This window comes from Longimicrobiales bacterium (assembly GCA_028823235.1).
Taxonomy (GTDB): domain Bacteria; phylum Gemmatimonadota; class Gemmatimonadetes; order Longimicrobiales; family Gaopeijiaceae; genus UBA2589.
The window spans coordinates 41,236-62,717 of record JAPKBW010000001.1; the positions used below are offsets into that span (position 1 = coordinate 41,236).

At 61.5% G+C, this 21,482-nt stretch carries 15 protein-coding genes; 9 read left to right on the forward strand and 6 right to left on the reverse strand.

Annotation, left to right across the window (positions count from 1 at the left end; translation table 11 throughout):
* Nucleotides 1–231 precede the first annotated feature (231 nt).
* The 5 genes from OSA81_00145 (at nucleotide 232) to OSA81_00165 (ending at nucleotide 9,563) form a co-directional block, all read left to right on the forward strand.
* Complete coding sequence (locus tag OSA81_00145; protein ID MDE0897400.1) at nucleotides 232–2,802, forward strand: zinc-dependent metalloprotease; 2,571 nt, start codon at nucleotides 232–234, stop codon at nucleotides 2,800–2,802.
* A 302-nt stretch (nucleotides 2,803–3,104) separates the two neighbouring features.
* Complete coding sequence (locus OSA81_00150) at nucleotides 3,105–5,552, forward strand: DUF1592 domain-containing protein (protein ID MDE0897401.1); 2,448 nt, start codon at nucleotides 3,105–3,107, stop codon at nucleotides 5,550–5,552.
* A 46-nt stretch (nucleotides 5,553–5,598) separates the two neighbouring features.
* Entirely contained in the window at nucleotides 5,599–6,987 is a 1,389-nt protein-coding gene (locus OSA81_00155; GenBank protein ID MDE0897402.1) for a DUF1552 domain-containing protein, read from the forward strand.
* Nucleotides 6,988–7,020: 33 nt separating this feature from the next.
* A complete protein-coding gene (locus OSA81_00160; GenBank protein ID MDE0897403.1) occupies nucleotides 7,021–8,985 on the forward strand; it encodes an ankyrin repeat domain-containing protein in 1,965 nt (654 codons plus the stop codon).
* 41 nt (nucleotides 8,986–9,026) lie between these two features.
* A complete protein-coding gene (locus OSA81_00165; GenBank protein MDE0897404.1) occupies nucleotides 9,027–9,563 on the forward strand; it encodes a hypothetical protein in 537 nt (178 codons plus the stop codon).
* Nucleotides 9,564–9,866: 303 nt separating this feature from the next.
* On the opposite strand, the gene OSA81_00170 is transcribed toward OSA81_00165, so the two are convergent.
* Complete coding sequence (locus OSA81_00170) at nucleotides 9,867–10,703, reverse strand: creatininase family protein (GenBank protein ID MDE0897405.1); 837 nt, start codon at nucleotides 10,701–10,703, stop codon at nucleotides 9,867–9,869.
* A gap of 51 nt (nucleotides 10,704–10,754) precedes the next feature.
* Between OSA81_00170 and OSA81_00175 the strand changes: the two genes are divergently transcribed.
* Together OSA81_00175 and OSA81_00180 are read left to right on the forward strand one after the other, a co-directional pair.
* The gene (locus tag OSA81_00175; protein ID MDE0897406.1) at nucleotides 10,755–11,753 is read left to right on the forward strand and encodes an MBL fold metallo-hydrolase; all 999 of its coding nucleotides are present in this window, start codon (nucleotides 10,755–10,757) and stop codon (nucleotides 11,751–11,753) included.
* Nucleotides 11,750–12,982: an aminotransferase class I/II-fold pyridoxal phosphate-dependent enzyme gene (locus tag OSA81_00180; protein MDE0897407.1), complete on the forward strand. Its 1,233-nt coding sequence runs from the start codon at nucleotides 11,750–11,752 to the stop codon at nucleotides 12,980–12,982. Before OSA81_00175 ends, OSA81_00180 begins: the two co-directional genes overlap by 4 nt.
* Here OSA81_00180 and OSA81_00185 read toward each other — a convergent pair.
* The 5 genes from OSA81_00185 to OSA81_00205 all read right to left on the reverse strand — a co-directional run bounded on the left by OSA81_00185 (nucleotide 12,975) and on the right by OSA81_00205 (nucleotide 19,722).
* Complete coding sequence (locus OSA81_00185) at nucleotides 12,975–13,925, reverse strand: hypothetical protein (protein ID MDE0897408.1); 951 nt, start codon at nucleotides 13,923–13,925, stop codon at nucleotides 12,975–12,977. The two genes, OSA81_00180 and OSA81_00185, sit on opposite strands and share 8 nt — an antisense overlap.
* The gene (locus OSA81_00190; GenBank protein MDE0897409.1) at nucleotides 13,885–14,775 is read right to left on the reverse strand and encodes an aldolase/citrate lyase family protein; all 891 of its coding nucleotides are present in this window, start codon (nucleotides 14,773–14,775) and stop codon (nucleotides 13,885–13,887) included. The genes OSA81_00185 and OSA81_00190 overlap by 41 nt, the downstream gene beginning before the upstream one ends.
* Nucleotides 14,776–14,791: 16 nt before the next feature.
* A complete protein-coding gene (locus OSA81_00195) occupies nucleotides 14,792–15,316 on the reverse strand; it encodes a DinB family protein (GenBank protein MDE0897410.1) in 525 nt (174 codons plus the stop codon).
* Nucleotides 15,317–15,342: 26 nt separating this feature from the next.
* Nucleotides 15,343–17,586, reverse strand: a complete 2,244-nt coding sequence (locus OSA81_00200; GenBank protein ID MDE0897411.1) for a S9 family peptidase — start codon at nucleotides 17,584–17,586, stop codon at nucleotides 15,343–15,345.
* Nucleotides 17,587–17,778: 192 nt separating this feature from the next.
* Nucleotides 17,779–19,722 carry a hypothetical protein gene (locus tag OSA81_00205; protein MDE0897412.1) on the reverse strand — a complete coding sequence of 648 codons (1,944 nt, stop codon included), beginning with the start codon at nucleotides 19,720–19,722 and terminating at the stop codon, nucleotides 17,779–17,781.
* A 170-nt stretch (nucleotides 19,723–19,892) separates the two neighbouring features.
* Between OSA81_00205 and OSA81_00210 the strand changes: the two genes are divergently transcribed.
* Both OSA81_00210 and OSA81_00215 read left to right on the forward strand, forming a co-directional pair.
* A complete protein-coding gene (locus OSA81_00210) occupies nucleotides 19,893–20,846 on the forward strand; it encodes a VOC family protein (GenBank protein MDE0897413.1) in 954 nt (317 codons plus the stop codon).
* A 14-nt stretch (nucleotides 20,847–20,860) separates the two neighbouring features.
* Nucleotides 20,861–21,391 (forward strand): RsmD family RNA methyltransferase, encoded by a 531-nt coding sequence (locus OSA81_00215; protein ID MDE0897414.1) that lies wholly within the window; start codon nucleotides 20,861–20,863, stop codon nucleotides 21,389–21,391.
* Nucleotides 21,392–21,482 lie beyond the last annotated feature (91 nt).

Here is a 21,482-nt window from a genome sequence, read left to right on the forward strand (position 1 = left end):
CTCGCATAAACCAGAAGGCGCGGCGAACCATTCCTCTGCCGATGGCGGCCCCCAAAATACCCGCTCGTCCAAGGACTTTCGCCTGGACGAAGCGGCGTTGAAAACGGGCGAAGCTCCGACCAACTCTGTGGAAGTCGCCAATCTGACCGTTACACGCCAAGTTGGCCTCTTCCCACCGATTCACCCGTCCGCCTCTTAGAGTCGGACCCCGCTTCGATCCAGGAGGCCTCCATGGCCCGCACCGACCTCTGGCGCCTGTTCAATACTTCACTGATTCTCGCCTTTACGACCGCCATCTTCACGGTGCCGGTTCTGGCGCAGCGTGCCGGAGGGGCCGGGCAGGCAGGCCCGCTCCCATCCATCGCCGAGAAGACTGAGGGCATGGAGCAGATGGAAGGGTTCCTCCCACTGTACTGGGACACATCCCTCGGTCAGCTCTGGATGGAGATCCCACAGCTCGATACCGAAATGGTCCACTTCATGGGCTACGGCGCTGGACTCGGATCGAACGACCTAGGGCTCGATCGAGGCGCCCTCAGGGGTTCGCGTATCGTGAAGTTCGAGCGCATCGGTCGAAAGGTCATGATGGTTCAGCCGAACTACCGTTTTAGGGCAACTTCGGACAATCCAGATGAGGTCCGGGCGGTCCAAGATGCCTTCGCCCGCTCGATTCTCTGGGGCTTCACCGCCGAGGCGGAAACCGACGGACGGGTCCTGGTCGACCTGACGGATTTCCTTCTCAGAGATGCGGTCAATTCCGCTGGCAGGATGAGCCCGGGAACGTACCGACTCGACACCAGTCGAAGCTCTGTCTATCTCGACTACACAAACGCCTTCCCCACCAACACCGAGATGGAAGTCGAGCTCACCTTCGTCCAACAGGGCGGCGGCGGTCGCGGTTTCGGCCGCGGCGGCGGCGGAATCCAGGGTGTTGGACAGGTCGCGGCCACGGGTGAGGCCGCAAGCATCCGCCTGCATCATTCTTTCCTTGAGCTGCCCGACGACAACTATGAGCCTCGGACGTTCGATCCGAGGGCGGGCTACGGCGCAAGCACCTTCCAAGACTACGCCACCCCGCTCGGTGAGGACATGACACAGCGTTTCATCCGACGCCACCGGCTCGAGAAGCGTGATCCGAATGCGGCGGTGAGCGACCCGGTCGAGCCGATCATGTACTACCTCGACCCGGGGACACCGGAGCCGGTCCGTTCTGCGCTTCTCGACGGGGCCCGCTGGTGGAATCAGGCCTTCGAAGCAGCCGGCTTTCGTGACGCCTTCCGGGTCGTGATGCGCCCCGACTCCATCAGCTCGCTCGATGCACGCTACAACGTGATCAACTGGGTGCACCGCTCAACACGCGGTTGGAGCACGGGAGGCTCTGTGTCGGACCCGAGGACCGGAGAGATTCTCAAGGGTGTGGTGACCCTCGGGTCACTCCGAATCCGCCAAGACTACATGATCGCGGAAGGGCTACTCTCGCCCTACGCCACCGGAGACGAGGCTCCGCCGGAGCTTGAGGCGTGGGCTGTGGCGCGCATTCGTCAGCTTGCGGCGCATGAGGTCGGCCACACGATCGGGCTCGGTCACAACTACTACAACAGTACGGCCGGCCGTATCTCGGTCATGGACTACCCGCACCCGCTGGTCGAGCTGAACGGGAACGGGACGCTCGACTACTCCGAGGTGTACGACACGGACATCGGCGAGTGGGATATCGCAGCCATCGCGTACGGATACCAGGACTATGCAGACGGGGCCGACGAGAATGTGGAACTCCGAAGAATCATCGACGACGCCTGGGACGACGACGTGCGCTACATGTCGGGTCAGGATGTCGCGACTACGCCTCAGGCCGACCAATGGGCGAACGGCAACGACATGGCGGAGGAGCTCGAACGGATGATGGACGTCCGCGCCGCCGCGCTCGATCGCTTTGGTGAGGCAGCGATCCGGAACGGTCGTCCGATGGCAACCATCGAGGAGGCCCTCGTTCCGCTGTACATGCATCACAGGTACCAGACAGAATCAACGGCTACGGCGATCGGCGGTGTCGCGTACACGTACGCAATGCGTGGCGATGGCCTGACACCGGTCTGGCGCGTGTCCGCGGATCAGCAGAACCGATCGCTTGACGCGTTGATCAGGACCATCTCGCCCTCTGAGCTCACGCTTCCAGAGTCGGTGGTCAACGCCATCCCGCCCCGCCCACCGGGATTCGGCCGCACACGAGAGTTGTTTCCCCGTTATACGGGGTCCGCATTTGACGCAGTCACTCCTTCGGTCGTGGCGGCGAGCCTCACGGTGAACTCTCTCCTCACATCCGATCGCGCGGCACGAATGGTCGAGCAAAACATGTTCGACTCCGACCTCCCGGGTCTCGATGACGTCCTCGAGCGGCTCGTCGCAGGTTCCTTTGGTGCCAGCGCGAACGGTGCCTATGAGCAGGAAGTGAAACGGGCGGTCGAGGGAGTAGTAGCCGACCGGATCGAGTGGCTCGCGGCGAATGCTTCGATGCCGGCAGTTCGAGCCATTTCAACCGCGACGCTTCAGTCCATCCAGGCGAACCTGGTGGCGTCGCCCGATTCACCGCACGCCGCTCTGATCGCGATGGACATCCAGCGCTTCCTGGATCGGCCAGCAGAAGCTTCGACAATCCCGGGCGCGGTCGCTGCGCCTCCAGGCGCCCCGATCGGTCAGCCGGCCATGGACTGGATTGGGAACCTCGGTATCGGGCAGCCGGCCATGGAGTGGCTGAGTCTGTCCGAGGCATGGTGCAGTTCCGAGGATCACTGGCACGAGTAAGTCAATCTTCCAAGTCATTGGCATTCCACACCTTATGGCTATCGCGGGGAACGACCTACATGCGCGCGCGTCGGACGCCGGGGTACTGAGCTGGCTCCGGCCAGACCTGCGAGGGCCCGAAGGGTTAGAAACACCGCATCTTCGCCCCGAATGATTGTGCTATTCGGTATGGCACACAGCGAAATCGGTCCTTATTCTTTCAGTACGGTCTCGCGTGACCGCAGCGCTCAGCCTTTTTGTGGCTATGCGTGTCATGCTAGTAACCGAAAAAATCTGACTCCAAGTAGTTGCCTGAGGCTGGAATGAACGCATCAACGTCCGCAATGCTCATCGCAGGGTTGCTCCTCCTCGGGCTCACCGGAGATACCGGCTCCCATCAGGCCGACCCCGTCTTCGCTTCGCACGGCGCAGCTCCTGTTGACCTGCTGGAGATGAACTCCAACGAGGTCATCGAAGAGTATTGCACCCGGTGCCACAGTGAGCAGAGACAGCGCGGCGGCCTCGTTCTCGAAGGCTTCGACGTCGACGCCGCCACGGACCACGCGGACATCGCCGAACGGATGATCAAGAAGCTTCGCGCGGGAATGATGCCGCCCTCTGGTGCACGTCGCCCGGAGGAGAAAGTCCTCGCCGACCTCGCCTTAGAACTGGAGACGAAACTCGACAAAGCTTGGGAGAAGAATCCCGAACCGGGTACACGCGTCTTCCAACGTCTGAATCAGGCCGAATATGGTGCCGCTGTTGAGCATTTACTCGGCATTAGAGTAGACGTCTCGAGCTTCCTCCCACTCGACACAAAGAGCGCCAACTTCGACAACATCGCCGACGTCCAGATGCCTTCGACCACCGTCGTCGAAGGCTATCTCCGGGCAGCCGGCCAGATCAGTCGCCTCGCACTTGGGGACCCCGAGGCTGAGATCGGGAACACGATCTACCGCATGCCTCGGGTGGCTTCACAGAAAGAGCAGACTGAAGGTGCACCGTTTGGCACCCGAGGCGGCCTTTCCGTAGTGCACAACTTCCCGGCGGACGGGAAGTACGTGTTCCACATCATGCCGTACGATGCGGTCGAGGGAGAAGTCTTCGGACGGACCTACGGAACCGAGCAGATCGAAGTCTCCGTTGATGGCGAGCGGGTCGCGATCATGGAGATTGATCGCTGGATGCACTTTTCCGAGCCGTCCGGCCTCAACATGCGGACCGATTCAATCCAGGTGCCGGCAGGACCCCACCGGGTCACAGCAGCCTTCATTCGCCAGTTCGAAGGCGACGTCGACGACCTGATCCGCCCCATCGACCACACCTTGGCCGACGGCCAAATCGGCATCGGATATGGTGTAACGACCCAACAGCACCTGCAAAGGATGACGGTGCTGGGGCCGTTCGAGGTGACCGGCGTCTCCGACACCCCGACCCGCAGCCGCGTCTTCACCTGCCGCCCGACCTCACTCGATGAGGAGCGGCCCTGCGCCGAAAGCATCGTTCGCGCCCTCGCCGAACGAGCCTACCGCCGTGATGTGAATCAAGACGACCTCGTTGGCTTAATGCAGTTTTACGACCAAGGATCTGAGAAGCGCGGCTTCGAAGGCGGTATCCGTCTCGCCCTTCAGGCAGTCCTTGCAAGCCCGCACTTCATCTTCCGGATGGAAGAGGCTCCCAAGGGCGTCGAACCTGGTGAGATATACGAGATCGCGGATACGGACTTGGCCTCCCGTCTGTCGTTCTTCCTCTGGGGTTCGCCGCCGGACGAGAAGCTCGTGGAGCTAGCCGAGAAGGGCGATCTGTCAAAGGATCGCGTACTCGAGGAGCAGGTGCGCCGGATGCTCGCCGACCCGAAGGCTGCGGCACTCGCGACTCGCTTCGGTTCGCAGTGGCTGCGCCTGCAGGACCTCGACAAGATCCGACCAGATGCTCTGAGTTATCCCTATTTCGACCAGACGCTCGCGGACGCGATGCATCGCGAGACCGAACTTCTTTTCGACTTCATCCGGACCGATGACCGGCCGATCACCGACCTGCTTACTGCTGATTACACGTTCGTAAACGAGCGCCTCGCCCGGCACTACGGGATTCCCGGAGTCCTCGGCACAGACTTCCAGAGAGTGCAGTATCCCGACGCGTCGCGTCGCGGACTGCTCGGGCACGGCAGCATTCTGACTCTCACCTCACACGCGAACCGCACCTCTCCGGTGCTCCGTGGAAAGTGGGTGATGGAAGTTCTACTCGGGTCTCCCCCGCCCCCGCCGCCACCGAACGTACCCGCACTTGAAGAGACAGAAGGAGCCGAGGACGGCCGTTTCCTCACGGTGCGTGAGCGTATGGAACAGCACAGGGCAAATCCTGCCTGCAGTTCCTGCCACAACGTAATCGACCCCATCGGTCTCGCGTTCGAGAATTTCGACGTGACGGGTGCGTGGCGCGCACGTGACGGCGGCAACTTGGTAGACCCGAACAGTGAGCTCTATGACGGATCGCCAATCAGCGGAGTCGCTGACCTTCGGGACGCCATCATGAGCCGCCCCGAGGTCTTCTATCGGATCTTTACCGAGAACCTGATGGCCTACGGACTTGGTCGACGGGTTGAGTACTACGACATGCCGGCTATCCGTGCGATCACAGGAGACGCCAGAAAGAATGAATACCGGCTTTCATCTTTTGTGATCGGCATCGTCAATGCACCGGCATTCCGTAGCTCCCGAGCTGCACAGCCGATGGCCGTGCAGCCAGTCACAGATTCGGGCACCAACTGAGTATCAGACTTTAGAAACACACCAACCTCAAGCGAGGCTGTAACAGATGGATTTCATCACCGGAAAGCACATTTCTAGACGGGCGCTGCTCAAAGGCATGAGCGCTTCAGTCGGACTGCCGCTTCTCGACGCCATGGTCCCCGCAGGGCGCCCTCTGGCGGCCACGGAAGCTGGGCGAGCCGCCGACGCGACCCGTCTCGTGTGTATTGAGAACGTGCATGGCTCCGCGGGCAGCAACGACCTCGGCGCCTCGCTCGGCCTATGGGCTCCGAAGGAAGAGGGAAAGGACTTCGACCTGACCGACAGCTCGATGAATCCACTCGATCCGTATCGGAAGCACCTGACCATTGTCAGTGATACTGATTCCCGTATGGCGGATGCCTTTTCGCCCGGCGAGATCGGCGGTGATCACTTCCGCACGACAGCCGTATTTCTGACGCAGTCGCACCCGAAGCAGACACAGGGTTCGGATGTGTTCGCAGGGCCATCGTTCGACCAGATCTACGCACAGCACCTAGGTGACGCGACGCCCATCCCCTCGATGCAGCTCACCATCGAGAACGTCGATCAGGCCGGTGGGTGTGCCTACGGCTACTCCTGCGTTTACACAGACACGATCAGCTGGGCGTCGGCTACGCAGCCACTTCCGATGATCCGTGACCCGCGGGCCGTCTTCGAGCAGCTCTTTGGTGCCGGAGGCACGGCCGAGCAGAGAGCCGAACGCCTCGCTACCGACCGCAGCATCCTCGACTGGGTCATGGGTGAGATGTCCGGCCTCCGTCGAGACCTTGGCCCGGCCGATCGTCACCGCCTTGACCTTTACACGACCAACATTCGCGAACTGGAACAGCGGATCCAGCGCATCGAGGTTCAGAACTCGAGTGGTGAGGAACGCAACATCCCAGAAGCACCGGTGGGCGTTCCAGACGACTTCGCCGAGCACATGAACCTGATGTTCGACCTCCAGGTGTTGGCGTTCATGGCCGACGCGACCCGTGTTTTCTCTCTTAAGATGGCACGCGACGCTTCTCCGCGAGTCTATACGGAAAGCGGTACGGACGCGCCGTACCATGCAGCATCGCATCACGGTGGGCGTGAAGAGCGCGTTCGCGATTTCGCGAAGATCAACACCTACCACGTCTCGATGATTCCCTACTTCCTCGACAAGCTCGCAGCAGTCACGGAAGGAGACGGGACGCTCCTCGACAAAACGATGGTCATGTACGGCTCTGCCATGGCGGATTCGAACCTTCACAACCACATCCGCTGCCCGCTGTTCATGGTGGGTGGAGCCAACGGCATGCTGCAGGGCGAGAACCACGTTCGGGCCACCCCGGGCACTCCGATGGCGAACGTCATGCTGAGCATGCTGCACAAACTCGGTGTCGAACAGCAGGAATCGTTTGGAAACAGCACAGGCGAATTCTCGATCTAAGTCCAGCGGAGGCAGCGCCTCCGGGAGAAACACATGTCGATAAAAAACACGACCCATCGCTTGGCTGGAATCTTTGCTCTCAGCCTGCTCCTCGTGGCAGCGACTGCCCCGGCGGAGTCACCCGTGGCAGACGCCGCGCAGGACCGCGATGTCGCACAGGTCAGGATGCTTCTTCAGCAGGGCGCGGACGTCAACGCGGCCCAGTCCGACGGGCTTACCGCGCTTCACTGGGCCGCATTGAACGACGATGCTGAGATCGTGGGTCTTCTGCTCTACGCAGGTGCGACGGTTCGACCGCTGACACGTGTGGGTGCGTACACGCCACTCCATCTGGCGTCGAGGGCCGGGCACGATGCCGTCGCACGGGCACTTCTCGACGGTGGGGCCGACGCCAACCAGTGGACATCGACAGGTGTGACCGCGTTGCACTTCGCGGCTCAGGCCAACTCAAGCGCGACGATTCGCGTCCTAGTGGAGCATGGTGCTGACCTGAACGCGCCGGATGGATTCCAGAGCAGGACACCACTCGTCTTTGCGGCTTCTCGCAACGCGGTCGCCGCAGTTTCGACGTTGCTGGACCTGGGTGCGGATCCATCTCTAGCGACGGACCTCAAGGACTACAAGTCGATGAGCGCGCTCGACGGCGACGACCGTGCGCACCGCTCTCGACTGCGTGCGGCTGAGGCCGGCAGGGATCCTGTCATGAACGACAATCAGGATCGTTTCCAGGCGGCGCAGGCTGCCATGCCGGACAGCGCTGCGGCCGAAGAAGACGAGGACGAGGACGAGGTGCACGCCGACGATGAGGATATCGTGGCAGCAGAGGCGAAGGGCAAGCAAGAAGCGGTGATCTCCGGGACCGGTAAACTGAGTGAGATTCCGTTGGCGCTGGCGGTCGATGAAGAACACATCGACGAAGAAGAAGTAGAGGACGAAAAGCCTGCGGCGCCCGCGATTCGAGCTCTTTCCTCGGCTGAGCAAATCGGCGTCCAGGGTGGAATGACTGCACTTCACTACGCGGCCCGTGAAGGTCACATCGCGACAGCGAAGCTTTTGGTCACCGGGGGGGCAGATATTGATCAGCCGTCCAACGGCGATCTCACGACCCCGCTTCTCGCTTCAGTGATCAACGGCAATTATGATCTCGCGCTGGTCCTCTTGGAGCTCGGCGCCGACCCAAATGCTCTGAGCGATGACGCCGCAGGGCCGCTGTTCGCCACGCTCAACATCGAGTGGTCGCTTCGCACCTGGTACCCACAGCCACAAATGTTCAGGACGCAGGAAGCTTCCTACCTCGACTTGATGGAAGCCCTACTCAAGGCCGGCGCTGATCCCAATCAGCAAGTCAGTACCCACATCTGGTACGCGGCCTACAACGCGGGGCGAATGGGCGTCGACTTCACGGGTGCAACGCCTTTCTGGCGAGCTGCATACGCCACCGATGTGACTGCGATGCGACTGCTTCAGTCTTATGGAGCGGACCCAAACCTGTGGACTACGAAGCTCCCATCCCGTCGCCGCAACTTCGATCCGGGCAACCCAGTCAGCGGGGACGATGAAGACGATGATGAGCTCGATCCGTCCGGGCTGCCTGAAGTGCCTGTCGGTGGGCCCGCAGTGCATCCGATGCATGCGGCCTCCGGTGTCGGCTTCGGCACATCTCGGGTCGCTCAACAGCACCGCAGTGTGCCAGACGGATGGCTTCCGTCGATGAGATATTTCATCGAAGAGCTGGGCATGGACCCCAACGTGCGCGACATGGATGGGTTCTCTCCTCTTCACATGGCGGCAGCACGCGGTGACAACGAGACGATTCTCTACCTCGTCGAACAGGGCGCAGATGTCACACTCGTCAGCCGCCGCGGACAGACCACGGCGGATATGGCGAACAGCCCAGAGCAACGCGCCCAGCCCCACCCGGCGACAATCGCACTACTCGAGAAGCTTGGGTCAGAGAACAACCACAATTGCCAGTCCTGCGGAACCGGCGGCAACTGAGGAATTTCCTCAGTTGTCCATTTGATAATAAGGAAGCAGGAATGAAGAAGTCAGTCTTTTGCGGTCTCGTATTGGCGACGCTCGGGGTCGCAACCTCAGTGTCTGCACAGGACACTGAATGGAACCGCTACACGCTCGAGGATCTCGGTGGTGTGTTTGTCCGGATTGAGGTCGGCGATGCCTGCGCCGCTGCCGGGATCACTGCCTCGTCTTACGAGGCGGACGTATCGCTCAAATTGATTGAGTCGGAAGTCGGGGTCCTGACCCAAATCGAGATGCTGGAGAACCCTGCGATGCCGGAGCTCCGCGCTTCTCTTGAATGCGCCTCTGGGGCAGGCGGTGTGGATGGATCCGTGGCTTGGTCTGTCGGCCTCCGAGTGCAGCAGGTCGCCCAGATGCTTCGCGACACCCAGATCACCCTGCCTGAGTCCGTGACATGGTACTCCACGGACCTTGGGATCTCGACGTCGGGTGCGGTCACCGATGCGTTGGGAGCTTCGCTAATGGCTGAAATCGAGAAATTTGTCGAAGCCTGGACGTCTGCGAACACAGAGGATGCAGAGGTCGGCAACGACTGACCTCTACGGCCCTCTGACGGCCCAACCGTCGTTGAACATCTGAGGGCGTGAGTTTCTTGCCTTGGACATGCGGGCGAGGCATCCTTTTCCATCGCCGCGGACCGCAACGATGCCGAGGGCCAGTCATTCAACGACGGCGGCTATGCGATGTTCATTGACGTTACGGACGAGAACATCCAGTCCGATGAGAACGGCAATCCGGTGATTACGCTCCGGATGCGATATGACGCATGGAAAGCACAGAACGGAGTGCACTGACCTCAGGGCGGGGCACTGCCCTGAGAAGGTGCGCTGGACGGATCGCTACATGCCTTTTCGGGACTGAATGACTCGAACCGTCTGATCAATTCTCCACTTGAGAAGCTCTTCACCGACAGCGATCGTATTCCCGAGCGGTGTCAGCGACACCCCGTTGATCGAGGCGTTACCGGCCCGAACCCGCTGCTCGTAGCGCACGGTCTCCGGATCGACACTCGCCTGCATCGCGGTCAGCCAGTAGTTGTCGTGCCAGCCTTGGCTCTCCTCGACGATGCCGAAGGTGTCCTTCATGTGCTTCTGCACGCCGGCATTGTCGTAGAACTCCCCAATGAAGAGTGCCTTGTTTGAACCCCACTCGGCATTCAGTCGTGAGGCGACCGCCTCCATGCCGGTCTGGTTCCCACCGCTGTCTCCGATGTAGATGATCCAGTCGAAGCCATGTTGATCGAGGCTTCTTCCGACATCCTCGAGCATCGCCTCGAATGTCTCCTGACGGACCGTAAGCGTCCCCGGATACCGCATGTGCCCGGTCGGAGGATTCAGGTCGCCCTCGGGGACCAATTTGATGATCGGGGCGCACAGCGCGTCGCCAAGTTTGCGAGCGATGCCCTCACAAGCCGCCTTGAGCACATAGTTGTGCTTCCCCATCGCGACGTAGGGTCCGTTTTGTTCGATCCCCCCTGTCGAGACGATCGCGGTGCGGGCTCCGTCTGCCATCGCATCCCTGATCTCGAGCCACGTCATCTCTTCCAGCCAAATCGTATTCAGAGCGGACATTGGCCGCTCCATGACGATCTCGTCTTCAAATGCCACCTGACCAGCCAAGGGCATGGCGAACGCCGCCACCACGAAGAGGGTGACAAAAGGGCGGATGTTGTTCATAGTGTGCCTCCGATTCAGGTCCGTACGGCATTCTACAGCAGGAAAAAACTCATGGCGAACCGGCTCGCGCCACTCGGTCTAGCTCTCTCCGTCTCCATCGCAGCCTGCGGCGCTGACTTCGCCCCCTCGGCGGACGTTCCCGACAGTGTCGAACTGCCGGCCGATCAGATGGTACGCACCGCGGATCCCTATGCACGTGGCTACACAGACGACGACTTTCCTCGCATTCAGGAGCTCGCCGCAGGTGTGTACTCCTACGAGCAGCTTCGCTCGGCGGGAGACGAGAAGTTCACCACCGTGAGCCTGTTCGTGGTCTCAAGTGAGGGCGTGCTCGTCGCCGACGGCCAGGGGAGTGTCGAGGAGACGCAACGGATGATCGACGCGATCGCTGAGATCACCGACCAGCCAATTACAAAGGTGGTCGTGAACTCCGACCACGGTGACCACACTGCAGGCAACTCGGCCTTTCCTGTCGACGTGCAGTACTACGCCCATCCCTGGTCGATCGAAGTCGTAGGCAGCGCCGTCCGCGACGGTGCGGAAACGCCACTGTGGGTGCAGACCGCCGAGCCCGTCGAAGACAGAACTGTCTTCGAGATGGGGCGCACCTCGGTGGAGATTCACTTCCTCGGCCGGGCACACACGGGCGGAGATCTGGTGCTATACCTGCCGGAGGAGAAGATCATGTTCATGAGCGAGGCCTATCTGCACCGGGTCTTCCCTGCCATGCGGACGGCCTACCCGTCCGAATGGGTCGACATGATCGAGACCGCTCAGGTAATGGACGTCGACATCTACGTCCCCGGACACGGATTCGTCGACCATCCGACGGTGCTTGCCGACGAACTCGAAGTGTTCCAAGGGGCGATTCGTCTGGTTATCCAGCAGGCAGAGATGCTCTACGAAGAGGGCTTTGGCCTCGCGGACGCACAGAATCAGGCTCAGTTCGGTGACCTTGAAGGCTGGTCTCTGCGCTCGAGCCAGGGGGACCGAGCTCTTCAGCAGGTATACGCAGAGCTTGATGGCGAGCTCCCGGGAGGCAACCGGTGAGCACTGATCAGAGCACATTGATCGCCTCCTCTCGAGGCCGAGCCGGCAACGACCCGATCTTCATCTGGAACGGTGAAGCCCGGGCACGGGCCGTCGCTGGCGATGACATTCTGAACGCGACCATCGGCGCCCTCATGAACGACGATGGCACACTGTGCACCATGCCTACGGTCCTCGAGACGCTCGACCGCTTCCAGACGGCTCAGGTCGCCGGCTACGCCCCGATCTCCGGCCTCCCTGACTACCGCGAGGCGGTTGTCCAGGACCTGTTCGGGGACGGGCCGCTCGCATCTCAGGCAGTGGCGATCGCGTCACCCGGAGGAAGTGGGGCTGTCTTCGCGGCCGTAGTGAACTTCCTCGAAGATGGACAGCGGATGCTGGTGCCTCAGTACTATTGGGGGCCGTACAGGGAGATCACGACACACTCCAACCGTTCGCTCGACCCGTTCACGATGTTCACAGAGGATGGCTTGTTCGATGTCGCAGGAATGGAAGTGGCCATCGAACGGCACCTCGCCACCCAGGGTCGCGCACTCGTCGTGCTCAACTTCCCTTGCCACAACCCCACTGGCTACACGCTCACGCCCGAAGAGTGGCGCGAGGTGACCGATGCCATCAACCGAGCAGCCGCACACGGGCCCGTGACCGTTCTCATTGATGTCGCCTACATGGAGTTCGCTGGCGACGCAACTCGCGGCTGGGTCGATGCAGTACCGGCACTGATGAAGAACGCCACCGTCCTTGTGGCCTGGACGGCGTCGAAGAGCATGGCCCAGTACGGCGCTCGGATCGGCGCGATCGTTGCGCTCCATGAAGACGACGACGAACGGGCCCAGATAGACAACGCGCTCGGCTACACCGCGCGGGCGACATGGTCGAACTGCCATCACCTTGGCCAGCGCGCGGTGACAGCACTACTCACGGATCCCGAACTCTCCGCACGTGTTACTGCGGAACGAGCGGAGATCGCGGATTTACTGCGGACACGCATCGACGTATTCAACGAGGTCGCGGGAGCCTCGGGTATTCCGACACCTCGCTACGACTCCGGCTTCTTCGTCACGATGTTCACACCCGACCAAGACGAGACGGCGGCGGCGATGCGAGAACTGGGCGTCTACACCGTCCCGATTCCCGGGGCCGTGCGTGTTGCCATCTGCTCCACCCCCGCTGAGACGATTCCGCGGCTGGTAGTGGCTCTGGAGAAGGGGCTAGCCGCCGTTACCTGAGCGACCCCGGCTCGACGCGGCCCATTCGGTCCGTCTGTCCCGTATCCATAGGAGGGGGAGCGTCAGGGCACGCTTCGTCCGCCCGTGGGCCGGACGTGAAGAAGTCGAGGTACGTCGCGGTCGCGTAGGACGTGAATCCTGGAATCCCGGCCTCGATCTGGCTGTCGACGACGTGGGGGAACTCGACGAACGCCGAGTAAGGTTGGCCAGGCTGGAGCACGCCCGTGCCAATCTCCATTTCTGTCGTCCGGTAGGTCGTATACTCGCCCTTAAACGGAAGCCCGGTGTGGAAGATCCGCTCGCCCTGGCAGTCCGCGACGACAAGGAAGATCATGTCGTCAACGATTCCGCGAGGATCAGACGCTCCATTCGAGTACGAACTCCATCGGACCGTCAGCGCTTGGAAAGGATCAATCGCCATTGGGTCGGAGCGTTCATCGCCTTGCCAAAACGAGACCTCGATCGGTGCCGGGATATCAGTCTCGCCCGTGGGACCTGCGAGCCGTAGTCGAACACCACTGACTTCTGCGCTCGGTGTCCGGATGTCAAAGGAGTATTCGCCGTTTGGATAGGCGGCATCGGCCTCCTCCACCGAATCGAAGTGTCCGCCCTCCATGTAGTAGTTGTCGCCCTGGAGTTCGTACCGCATCGGCTCCGAGCCCGCCTCCGCCCTGGTCAGGCTGGCTTCAAGCAGGCTGCCACCCGGCTGGAGAAAGATCTCGGAGAAGAAGTGGTAGTTGAGCAGCGCCAACTCGCCTTTGACGTCCTGCGAATAGTTCGAGGACTTCACGAGCACGAAGAATGAGATATCCGACTGTTCGTCGGCGCACCCCGTCAGCGTCGTGACCATGGCGACTGCGCAAGCCACCGCGACCCGCCTCGGCATCCGACTCACAGCAGACCTACCGACCTGCAGCAGCCCTGCCGACCGCGATGTGCGCATCAGCTTCCGGACCGTTCATTAGCAGACCGAGGAATCCTTCTTCGATCCGCTGCGCGACATCTTCGGAGTTCGCCGTGATCATGTCCGGAAGGCCAACACGGATGGCGTGCCCCAGAACCACCATGTTACCGGCTTCACCAGCCACCCGATCACCGAGGGCTGCACTCAGGCTGCCGATTCCGCAGGCGAGGACGCTGTAACCCGGGACGTCCGCGATTTCCTGAGCGGCCTCAAGCGCGCCCGGATCCTCGATCATCAGCATGGCCAGTACCGTGCCCCCCGGGTTCATCGGGGACCAGACATCGTATTCTGAAAAAAAGCTCACGGCTTGGCGCGCTTCCTCCGGGCTACGCACGTGAGGCATCACAATACCGTCCGCGCCCGCCGCGATGGCTTCTGCAACCCGACTCCGGGCCGCATCGGCGCCGTCCGCAGAAATCGGTGGAATTCGCACGAGCAAAGTCAGAGGACTATCGACGCTCGCCATGCCCTCCGCGATCGCAGCGACGGCCTCGACGTTGTACGAGCCCTCCAGGTTCAGGAAGAGATAATCGAGGATCGGGTTCGCACCGTGCTGAGCTCCGCCCGCCGACGTGTGAATCGGTGGCAGCCGTTCGCCGTCCGGACCACGAGCACCCCGTTCACCCTCACTCGGCACGAAGATCCCGAACGCGGGCGTGCCTTGGCTCCATAGCTGGATGAGTGAAATCTGATCGACGGGCGACGCCATTTCACCCATCGAGTCTCCATCAGACTCTGAAGCGGCTCCACACGCGGCCATCGCTAGCGCACACACCAGGGAGACACCTCTTCCGTGCCACGGCTTCCACACGTTGTTCATACGACTCATTTCGACTCGTTCCTTTCTACATCGACCAGGGTGGGACTACGCCATTCATCCGGGCATACGCGATCGACTGCCCGAGGTGTTCGTTCATGTGTGTTACGAGCTGGAGGAGGACCGCCCACTCACCCACATCGCGGCCATACAGCGTGACCTCGTGCTCGAGGTCGGGCGCACTCATCTCTTCGGTGACGCTTCGCACATACGCGGTCGAGGCCTGCAGGATCTCAAGCGCTTCGTCCTTGTCCGTCACCTCCTCTTCCCAACGGCGATACTCTGCGGGCGAAACCGGCGACTCCTGGCCGAGGTTCTCATGGAGGTACATGTAGTTGTAGCGAGCGATATGCATGTAGACCGAGACGACGCTTGTGACACCCTCGCCCGGGCTCCACGAATACACTGACATCGGCATGGCCGCGGCGAGAGCCTCAATCTTCGACGCCGACGCCCCGAACTGGCCTTCGAACTCAGTAAGAAAGTTTGGCGGCGCGCTCTGGGCAGCGAGCGTGAGGGGAGTCACAAGTCCTATGGCTAGTCCGAGCGCCACTCCTGACACCGCTCTGCGAAAGCCTCTCACCGGTCTGACACCGGTCGCGTGTCCTCGGCTTCTTCCTGAAGAGTCGCGAGCACCTGCTCCCACTCAAACGTGTCACTCACACCGCGCACGTAGTGATCCATCCATGCCATCTCGCTCACGGCCTTCACGAGTCGGTTCCTCGGGTCCGGAATACCGTGGCTCCTTCCGGGATACATGAAGAGCTCGGTCGGCACCTCAAGCTTCTTGAGCGCCATGTGGAGTTCGACCGACTGCGGACTTGGGACTCTCGGGTCCCCTTCGACGACATGGATCATGGTCGGGGTCGCAGCGTTCGTCATGTACTTAAGCGGCGACTGGTCGAAGTACGTGTCGAAGTCCTCGTACAGAAAGCCGTCTCCGACGTAGAACTGCCTGTTCCGCTGGACGTCGCTCTGAGCATACATGCTGATCCAGTTCATGGTCCCGGCCCCCGAGCTGATCGCCTTGAAGCGATCGGTATGCGTCAGGATCCAGTTCGACCAGTGCCCGCCAGCGCTCCAGCCGAGCGCGCCCATTCGGTCTTCATCGACAATTCCTTCTGCGATCAGATGATCGACCCCGGTCATGATGTCGTCGAAACCGAGGGTGAAGTAGTCGCCCACAATGTCCGTGCGATGCGCATTGCCGTAGTTCCGTGAGCCCCGGTAGTTGGGCTTCAGGACGGCGTACCCTGCCCCGGCGTACACCTGCGCGCTGTAGCCTCCGTTGAAGCGGAGCACATCGGCCGAAGCCGGTCCACCGTGAATCGCGACGATGAGGGGATACCGGGTCCCTTCCTGATAGCCGACTGGGTACACGAGAATCCCGCCGACCGTGTTGCCGTCTGTCGAGGTCCAGTTGACCTCGACCTCACGGCCTAGGGCGATGTCGTCGATCTGAGGATTGAGATCTACGAGCTGTGTCCAGCGCGAGCGGTCATCGACATCGTCGATCCGGCCCACCGTGAACACCGTCGGCGGCGTCGCCGGGTCCTGGTAGTTGAGGAGAAGAGTTCCAGTATCTTCATCCCGATTCACCGAAAGCGAAGCCCGCTCCTTTGTGACCTGGCGTACTTCGTCCTTCTCGATGTCGAGCGCGTGCAGCTGATTCGTGACAGTCACGCCGGTATTGAAATAGATCGTCTTGGAGTCCTCGGACCAGAATCCGATCGAGACACTCTGATCAAAGTCCGAACCGAGCTTGCGGAAATCGCCTCCGCGGTCAGCCACCGCACGGAGATAGACGCGGTTCTCGGTCATCGTGTACCCGTCCATCTCGTCAGGCGCTGAGAAAGCGATCCACTGACCGTCGGGTGAGAATTGGGCCCCGCTCTCTCCTACCTCGAAATTCTCGGTGAGACGCTCGACCTCCCCGGTCGCAAGCTCCATGAGGTACTGGTCTGCATAGAGGCGGGAGCCTGTGATGTTTCGCTCGTACCGCTCAGGCGAGCCCCCGGTGAAAGACAGCCAGCCACCGTCGAGAGAGATCTCGAACCCATCGACGCTGTAGTTCGCATCTTCCGTGAGTCGTCGCTCACTCCCGTTAGAGACCGCAACGGTCCAGAGACTCGAAAGCGGAGTCTCCTGGTTCTTCACGTCGACAGTGAAGCCCTCCTCACGCCGACGCTTGTCGGCTTCGTCGAACCAGTCATCCCGTACGAAATAGATCGAGCCGCCGTCCGGACTCCAGTCCCAGTTTTGGACTCCCGCGGCAGCTGCTGTGATCTGGACGGCCTCCGCGCCGGTCAGGTCATTCGCGGGAAGCCGGTAGAGTTGCTGCCGCGCCTCGTCCCCACTGCGATACACCAGCCAAGTCCCGTCTGGTGAAAACGAATGCCCGGAGATCCCGTGCTCAGTATCCGTGACCTTCTGCGCCTCACCCCCATCGTGCCTCATCATGTAAAGCTGATTGTCGCTGTTGTCCGAATCGCGGTTCGAAGCAAATACAAAGAAACGGCCGTCGGGCCCCCACTGGGGCTGCGACTCGTCCTTGTCTTCGGTATACGTCAGCTGGCGACTCGAAGAAACGCCCTCTGCCATCGACACCACGTGGATGTCGGACTGCCGTTCATCTTCCTGCCAGTCGGGGGTCGTGACGGTGTAGAGCATCCAGGATCCATCGGGGCTCGGCGTCCATGCTCCACCACTTTTCATGTACTGGACGTCCATGAAGTCGAGCGGACGCTGCTGAGCGGCGACCATTGGAGCTGAGCCGCCTAAAAGAACGAGTGCTAGGATCAGGTGACGAGTGAGAATGCGCATGGGTTGCCTGCAAAGAACGGGTTCACATCTGCCGAACGTGTTTCCGGCGAAACAGGCAGGGATAATGGGCCTCGTGGACCGGTTCGGCACGGGGCCAGGCGAAAGTCATGCGCATGGCTTCTCCTGGGGGGTGGCCTTTTCAGGCTCTACTTCAGAGCTCTAAACACCTCCACATGGCGCAATTTTCATGCCTCAGAAAGTCGCAGACTCCGACTCAGCGGTGCCCTCGGCGGGACTCTCAGCGACCCCATCTGCCGCGCCCACATCGAGGCCCACAATCTTGAGCAGCTTTAGTGCGTTCCGGCTCGTAGCCAGACCGGGCCGCAGCACATAGTCGAACGAAAGCACACGATCGCCTTTTTCTTCGACCGTTTCGCGGAAATGAACCTTCGTGGACGTCGGATCGAGTTGCGGATCGTCATGCAACGTAAGGTCATGTGTCGTGACCGCCCCGATCGCGTTCGACGCGAGCAGATGCGTCACGATCCGCCGCGCGGCAACCCTCCGCTCCTCGGAATTGGTGCCCTGGAGCACCTCGTCGATGAGGTACAGAAGAGCCGGCTCCCCCGGACCGGCAGCTGCGGCGTCGACGAGGGCCTTGAGGCGCAGCAACTCGGCCATGAAGAGCGACACACCTCCGGTCAGCGAGTCCCTGATTCTCATCGAGCTAAACGTGCGGAGCGGGGACAGCACCACGCTTGTGGCACAAACGACCGATCCGGTCTGTCCGAGCACCGCAGCAAGGCCGATCGACCGGAGCAGCGTACTCTTCCCCGACATATTTGACCCCGTGACGAGCAGGTAACGTCCTGGAGCGTCGAGACTCACGTCACTCGTTCGGACCACGTCGTCCGACAGAAGTGGATGCCCAAGTCCCTCGGCCTTGAGCCCAACGGCCGATTCGTCAAATTCAGGAAAAACCCACGACGGCTGATCGTGGGCGAGCGTGGCAAACGCCGAGAGCGCCTCCAGTTCACCCAGGGTATCGAACCAGTCGCCAACATGGGAGCCGGCCCGCACACGCCACTGCTCAAGTCCCCGGGCGACGTGGACATCCCACAGAAGGATCGGGGAGATCACATGGTGCAGCATCGACGCGCGACTGTCTGCGGCATCGAGGAGACGTTCCAGTTTCCGAATCTCCTCCGAAGCCGGATGGCCAGTCTCACCACCCAGCCGGTTCAGGCGCGTGGACAGTTCCGGTGTAGGACCAACGTATCCCTCCCAGGCTGCGAAGAGACGATGGTGCCCGCGGAGTCCTCGACTGAAGCGGCTCGCACGGTCGAGGAACGGCGTCAGAGCCTTTCCCCACCGCCACGCCAAGGCAGTCTGCACGACCCAGAGTAGCGCCCATGCCGCGAACGGCACCGGCAGCCCGGCGACCCAAGCGACGAACAGCGGGACCGATACAGCGGGCAACACACGTGATGCTATGACAGCCCACGCGGGAAGGGCTCCACCCTGCGTCGGGTCGAAAACCGGAGGCGTCGCGAGCCATTTCGAGAACCCTGCCCATTGAGCTGGATCCATCGGGTCGATCAAAAGTGCTTCTACCGTGAGCGATTCCCGTCCGACTACGTCGTCGGCCAACCCTCTCACGGCGGGCTGACGTCCACGTATTTCGGAGGGGGTCGCCGGTGCCGTGAGCCATTGAGCCACCGTGGCCGAGCCAACAGGTGTGGGCGTGGGTCCGAGGAGTCCTCGAATAGACGCAGGACCAAAGATGTCGAGATCCACGATGTACGGATGCGTGTCGTCCTGGCCGGAGGTGGTTTCGAGTAGGGGGTCGACCGCACCGAATCGCTCGTACGCCTCAGCCAGCCCCTCCCAGTTCCTGGACGTCCGGTGCATGCCGGCTTCGCTCAGCAGGAGGGCGGCTTCCTGTCGCCGCAGAGCCATCTTCAGCTGCCGGTGATGCACTACCATCCAGAAAAAGCCGACCAGGGCCACCAATGCGAAGCCCGTCGGAAGCGCAGTCGGTAGCGGAAGCTCGTTCCTGACCGACGCCGCAACGGCGCCGACCACAAAGATAAGAAGCCTAGCGATCTCTACCTGCCTGGCCCGATGGGACAGAGTGTGGACGTCCGCGGAACGCTGCTCGAACGCCGCTCGGTATTGGGCACCCGGGTGGCTCACCTCTCCGGGATCTGCCACACTACTCGACCGATTCAACGACACTGACCTCCATGCATCCACGCAATCTCTCTATTAGCAGGCGCTGCAGTTCAGCAGTACTAAGCGCCCTGGCCTTCTCCGCCTGTTCCGGAACGGACACTGGCGACAACGCCCCCGTCCGCCCGGACGACGTGCCCGCGTTACACCACGTCGGGCTGAATTCGCTTGATCCGGAACGTGCGATTGAATGGTATCTCAGCGTCTGGCCTTCCGCAGAGCGGGCCGAGGTGGATGGGATCCCTTCAGTCGCTGGGGAAATGTACCTCCTCTTCGACCAGGTCGGAGCGCCACCGCCCGGTGATTTCGTTCCAGAACTCGGTCGTTCGGACACACAGAGCGCGTTCTGGCACATCGGGGCCTTCGCGAACACCACCGATATGGACGGAGAACTTGGAGCCGCAGGGATAGAACACTTGCCGCTGTACACCGGGCCGGAAGACCGCTCCGGCGTCTGGCGCTCTGGTCTGACGCCGTACAACGGAATCGTCAGTGCAGCAGATGTGGCGACGGCTGAACGAGTCGAGAATCGCCCGGGCGGCTTCAGCTACGTCTTGGCTCCGGACGGTGTGCTCTTCGAGTTCACAGGAGGCGCAGGAACCACCCGTTCGCTCTCACACGTGCACTTGTTCCAGGAGGAGCCGCAGTGCGCGGCGAACTGGTACGTAGAGTTTCTGGGAATGTCGCTGCCGCCGATCCGGAACGAGGACGACACGACCTCGCCAAGACCCCCATACGAACCCTGCAGGGCACCCACGGGGGAAGCTGGCTGGCCATCGCTCGAGACGGTCGGGACGATCCGCCAACCAAGAGGTACCGTCGTACACGGTAGCGGGACGATCTCCTGGTATCCGCGTCAGTGCGCAGGCGGCCGTTGTGGCAGTGCCGAACCGCTCGTGCCGTCGCGAGGACAGGCCCTCGACCACGTCTCCTTTGCAGTTGAAGACGTCGCTGCTTGGCGAGCATGGCTCGGAGCGAACGACATCGTGATCCTCGAGGACGTCCACGACTTCGATGGCGGACAGGCTTTCATGTTTGAAGGCCCTGACCGGCTGTCGGTCGAGCTGGTGTCTGGCACACGTCACTGACCGACGAATTAGTCATGCGAATTTTGAAAGGAAAGTTGGCCGGACGATCGCTGGTGTCGCCTAGCAGAAACGTTCGCCCGACGGCGGAGAGCGTGCGGGATCGGGGGCTTGAAGCGATGGGCGCAGATCTGACCAAGGCCCGGTTCTTGGACCTGTTCGCAGGGGCAGGTGGTGTCGGGCTCGAGGCGATATCGAGAGGAGCTCGGTCCGCCGACTTCGTGGAAAATGGCGGACCGGCTCTCCATTCGCTGAAGGCGAACGTTGCGGCGATGCGTATCGGAAAAAAGGCGCGCGTGTTCAAGAAGGACGTTGTCCCGTGGATCGAACGGCTTGGCCCCGACAGCTACGACATCGCCTGGGTAGACCCTCCGTATGGCTCACGGAAGCTCGATCGCGTGATTCAAAAGTGGAAACGCGACGCCTTCGCGAGGATTCTGATCCTCGAGCACGATCGAGAGCACGACCTGCCGATCACGGGGGAGCACATCGACTTCGAAGGTCCCACCCGGATCACCATAGTCCGAGCTGAGCCGAGCCCGGAATAGACGTGGAGTCGGAGAACGAGGCCTGCGCCTCATGAACGTCGGAATCGACATTCGGGTGACAACGATGTCGGCGTCCGATACATCGACAACG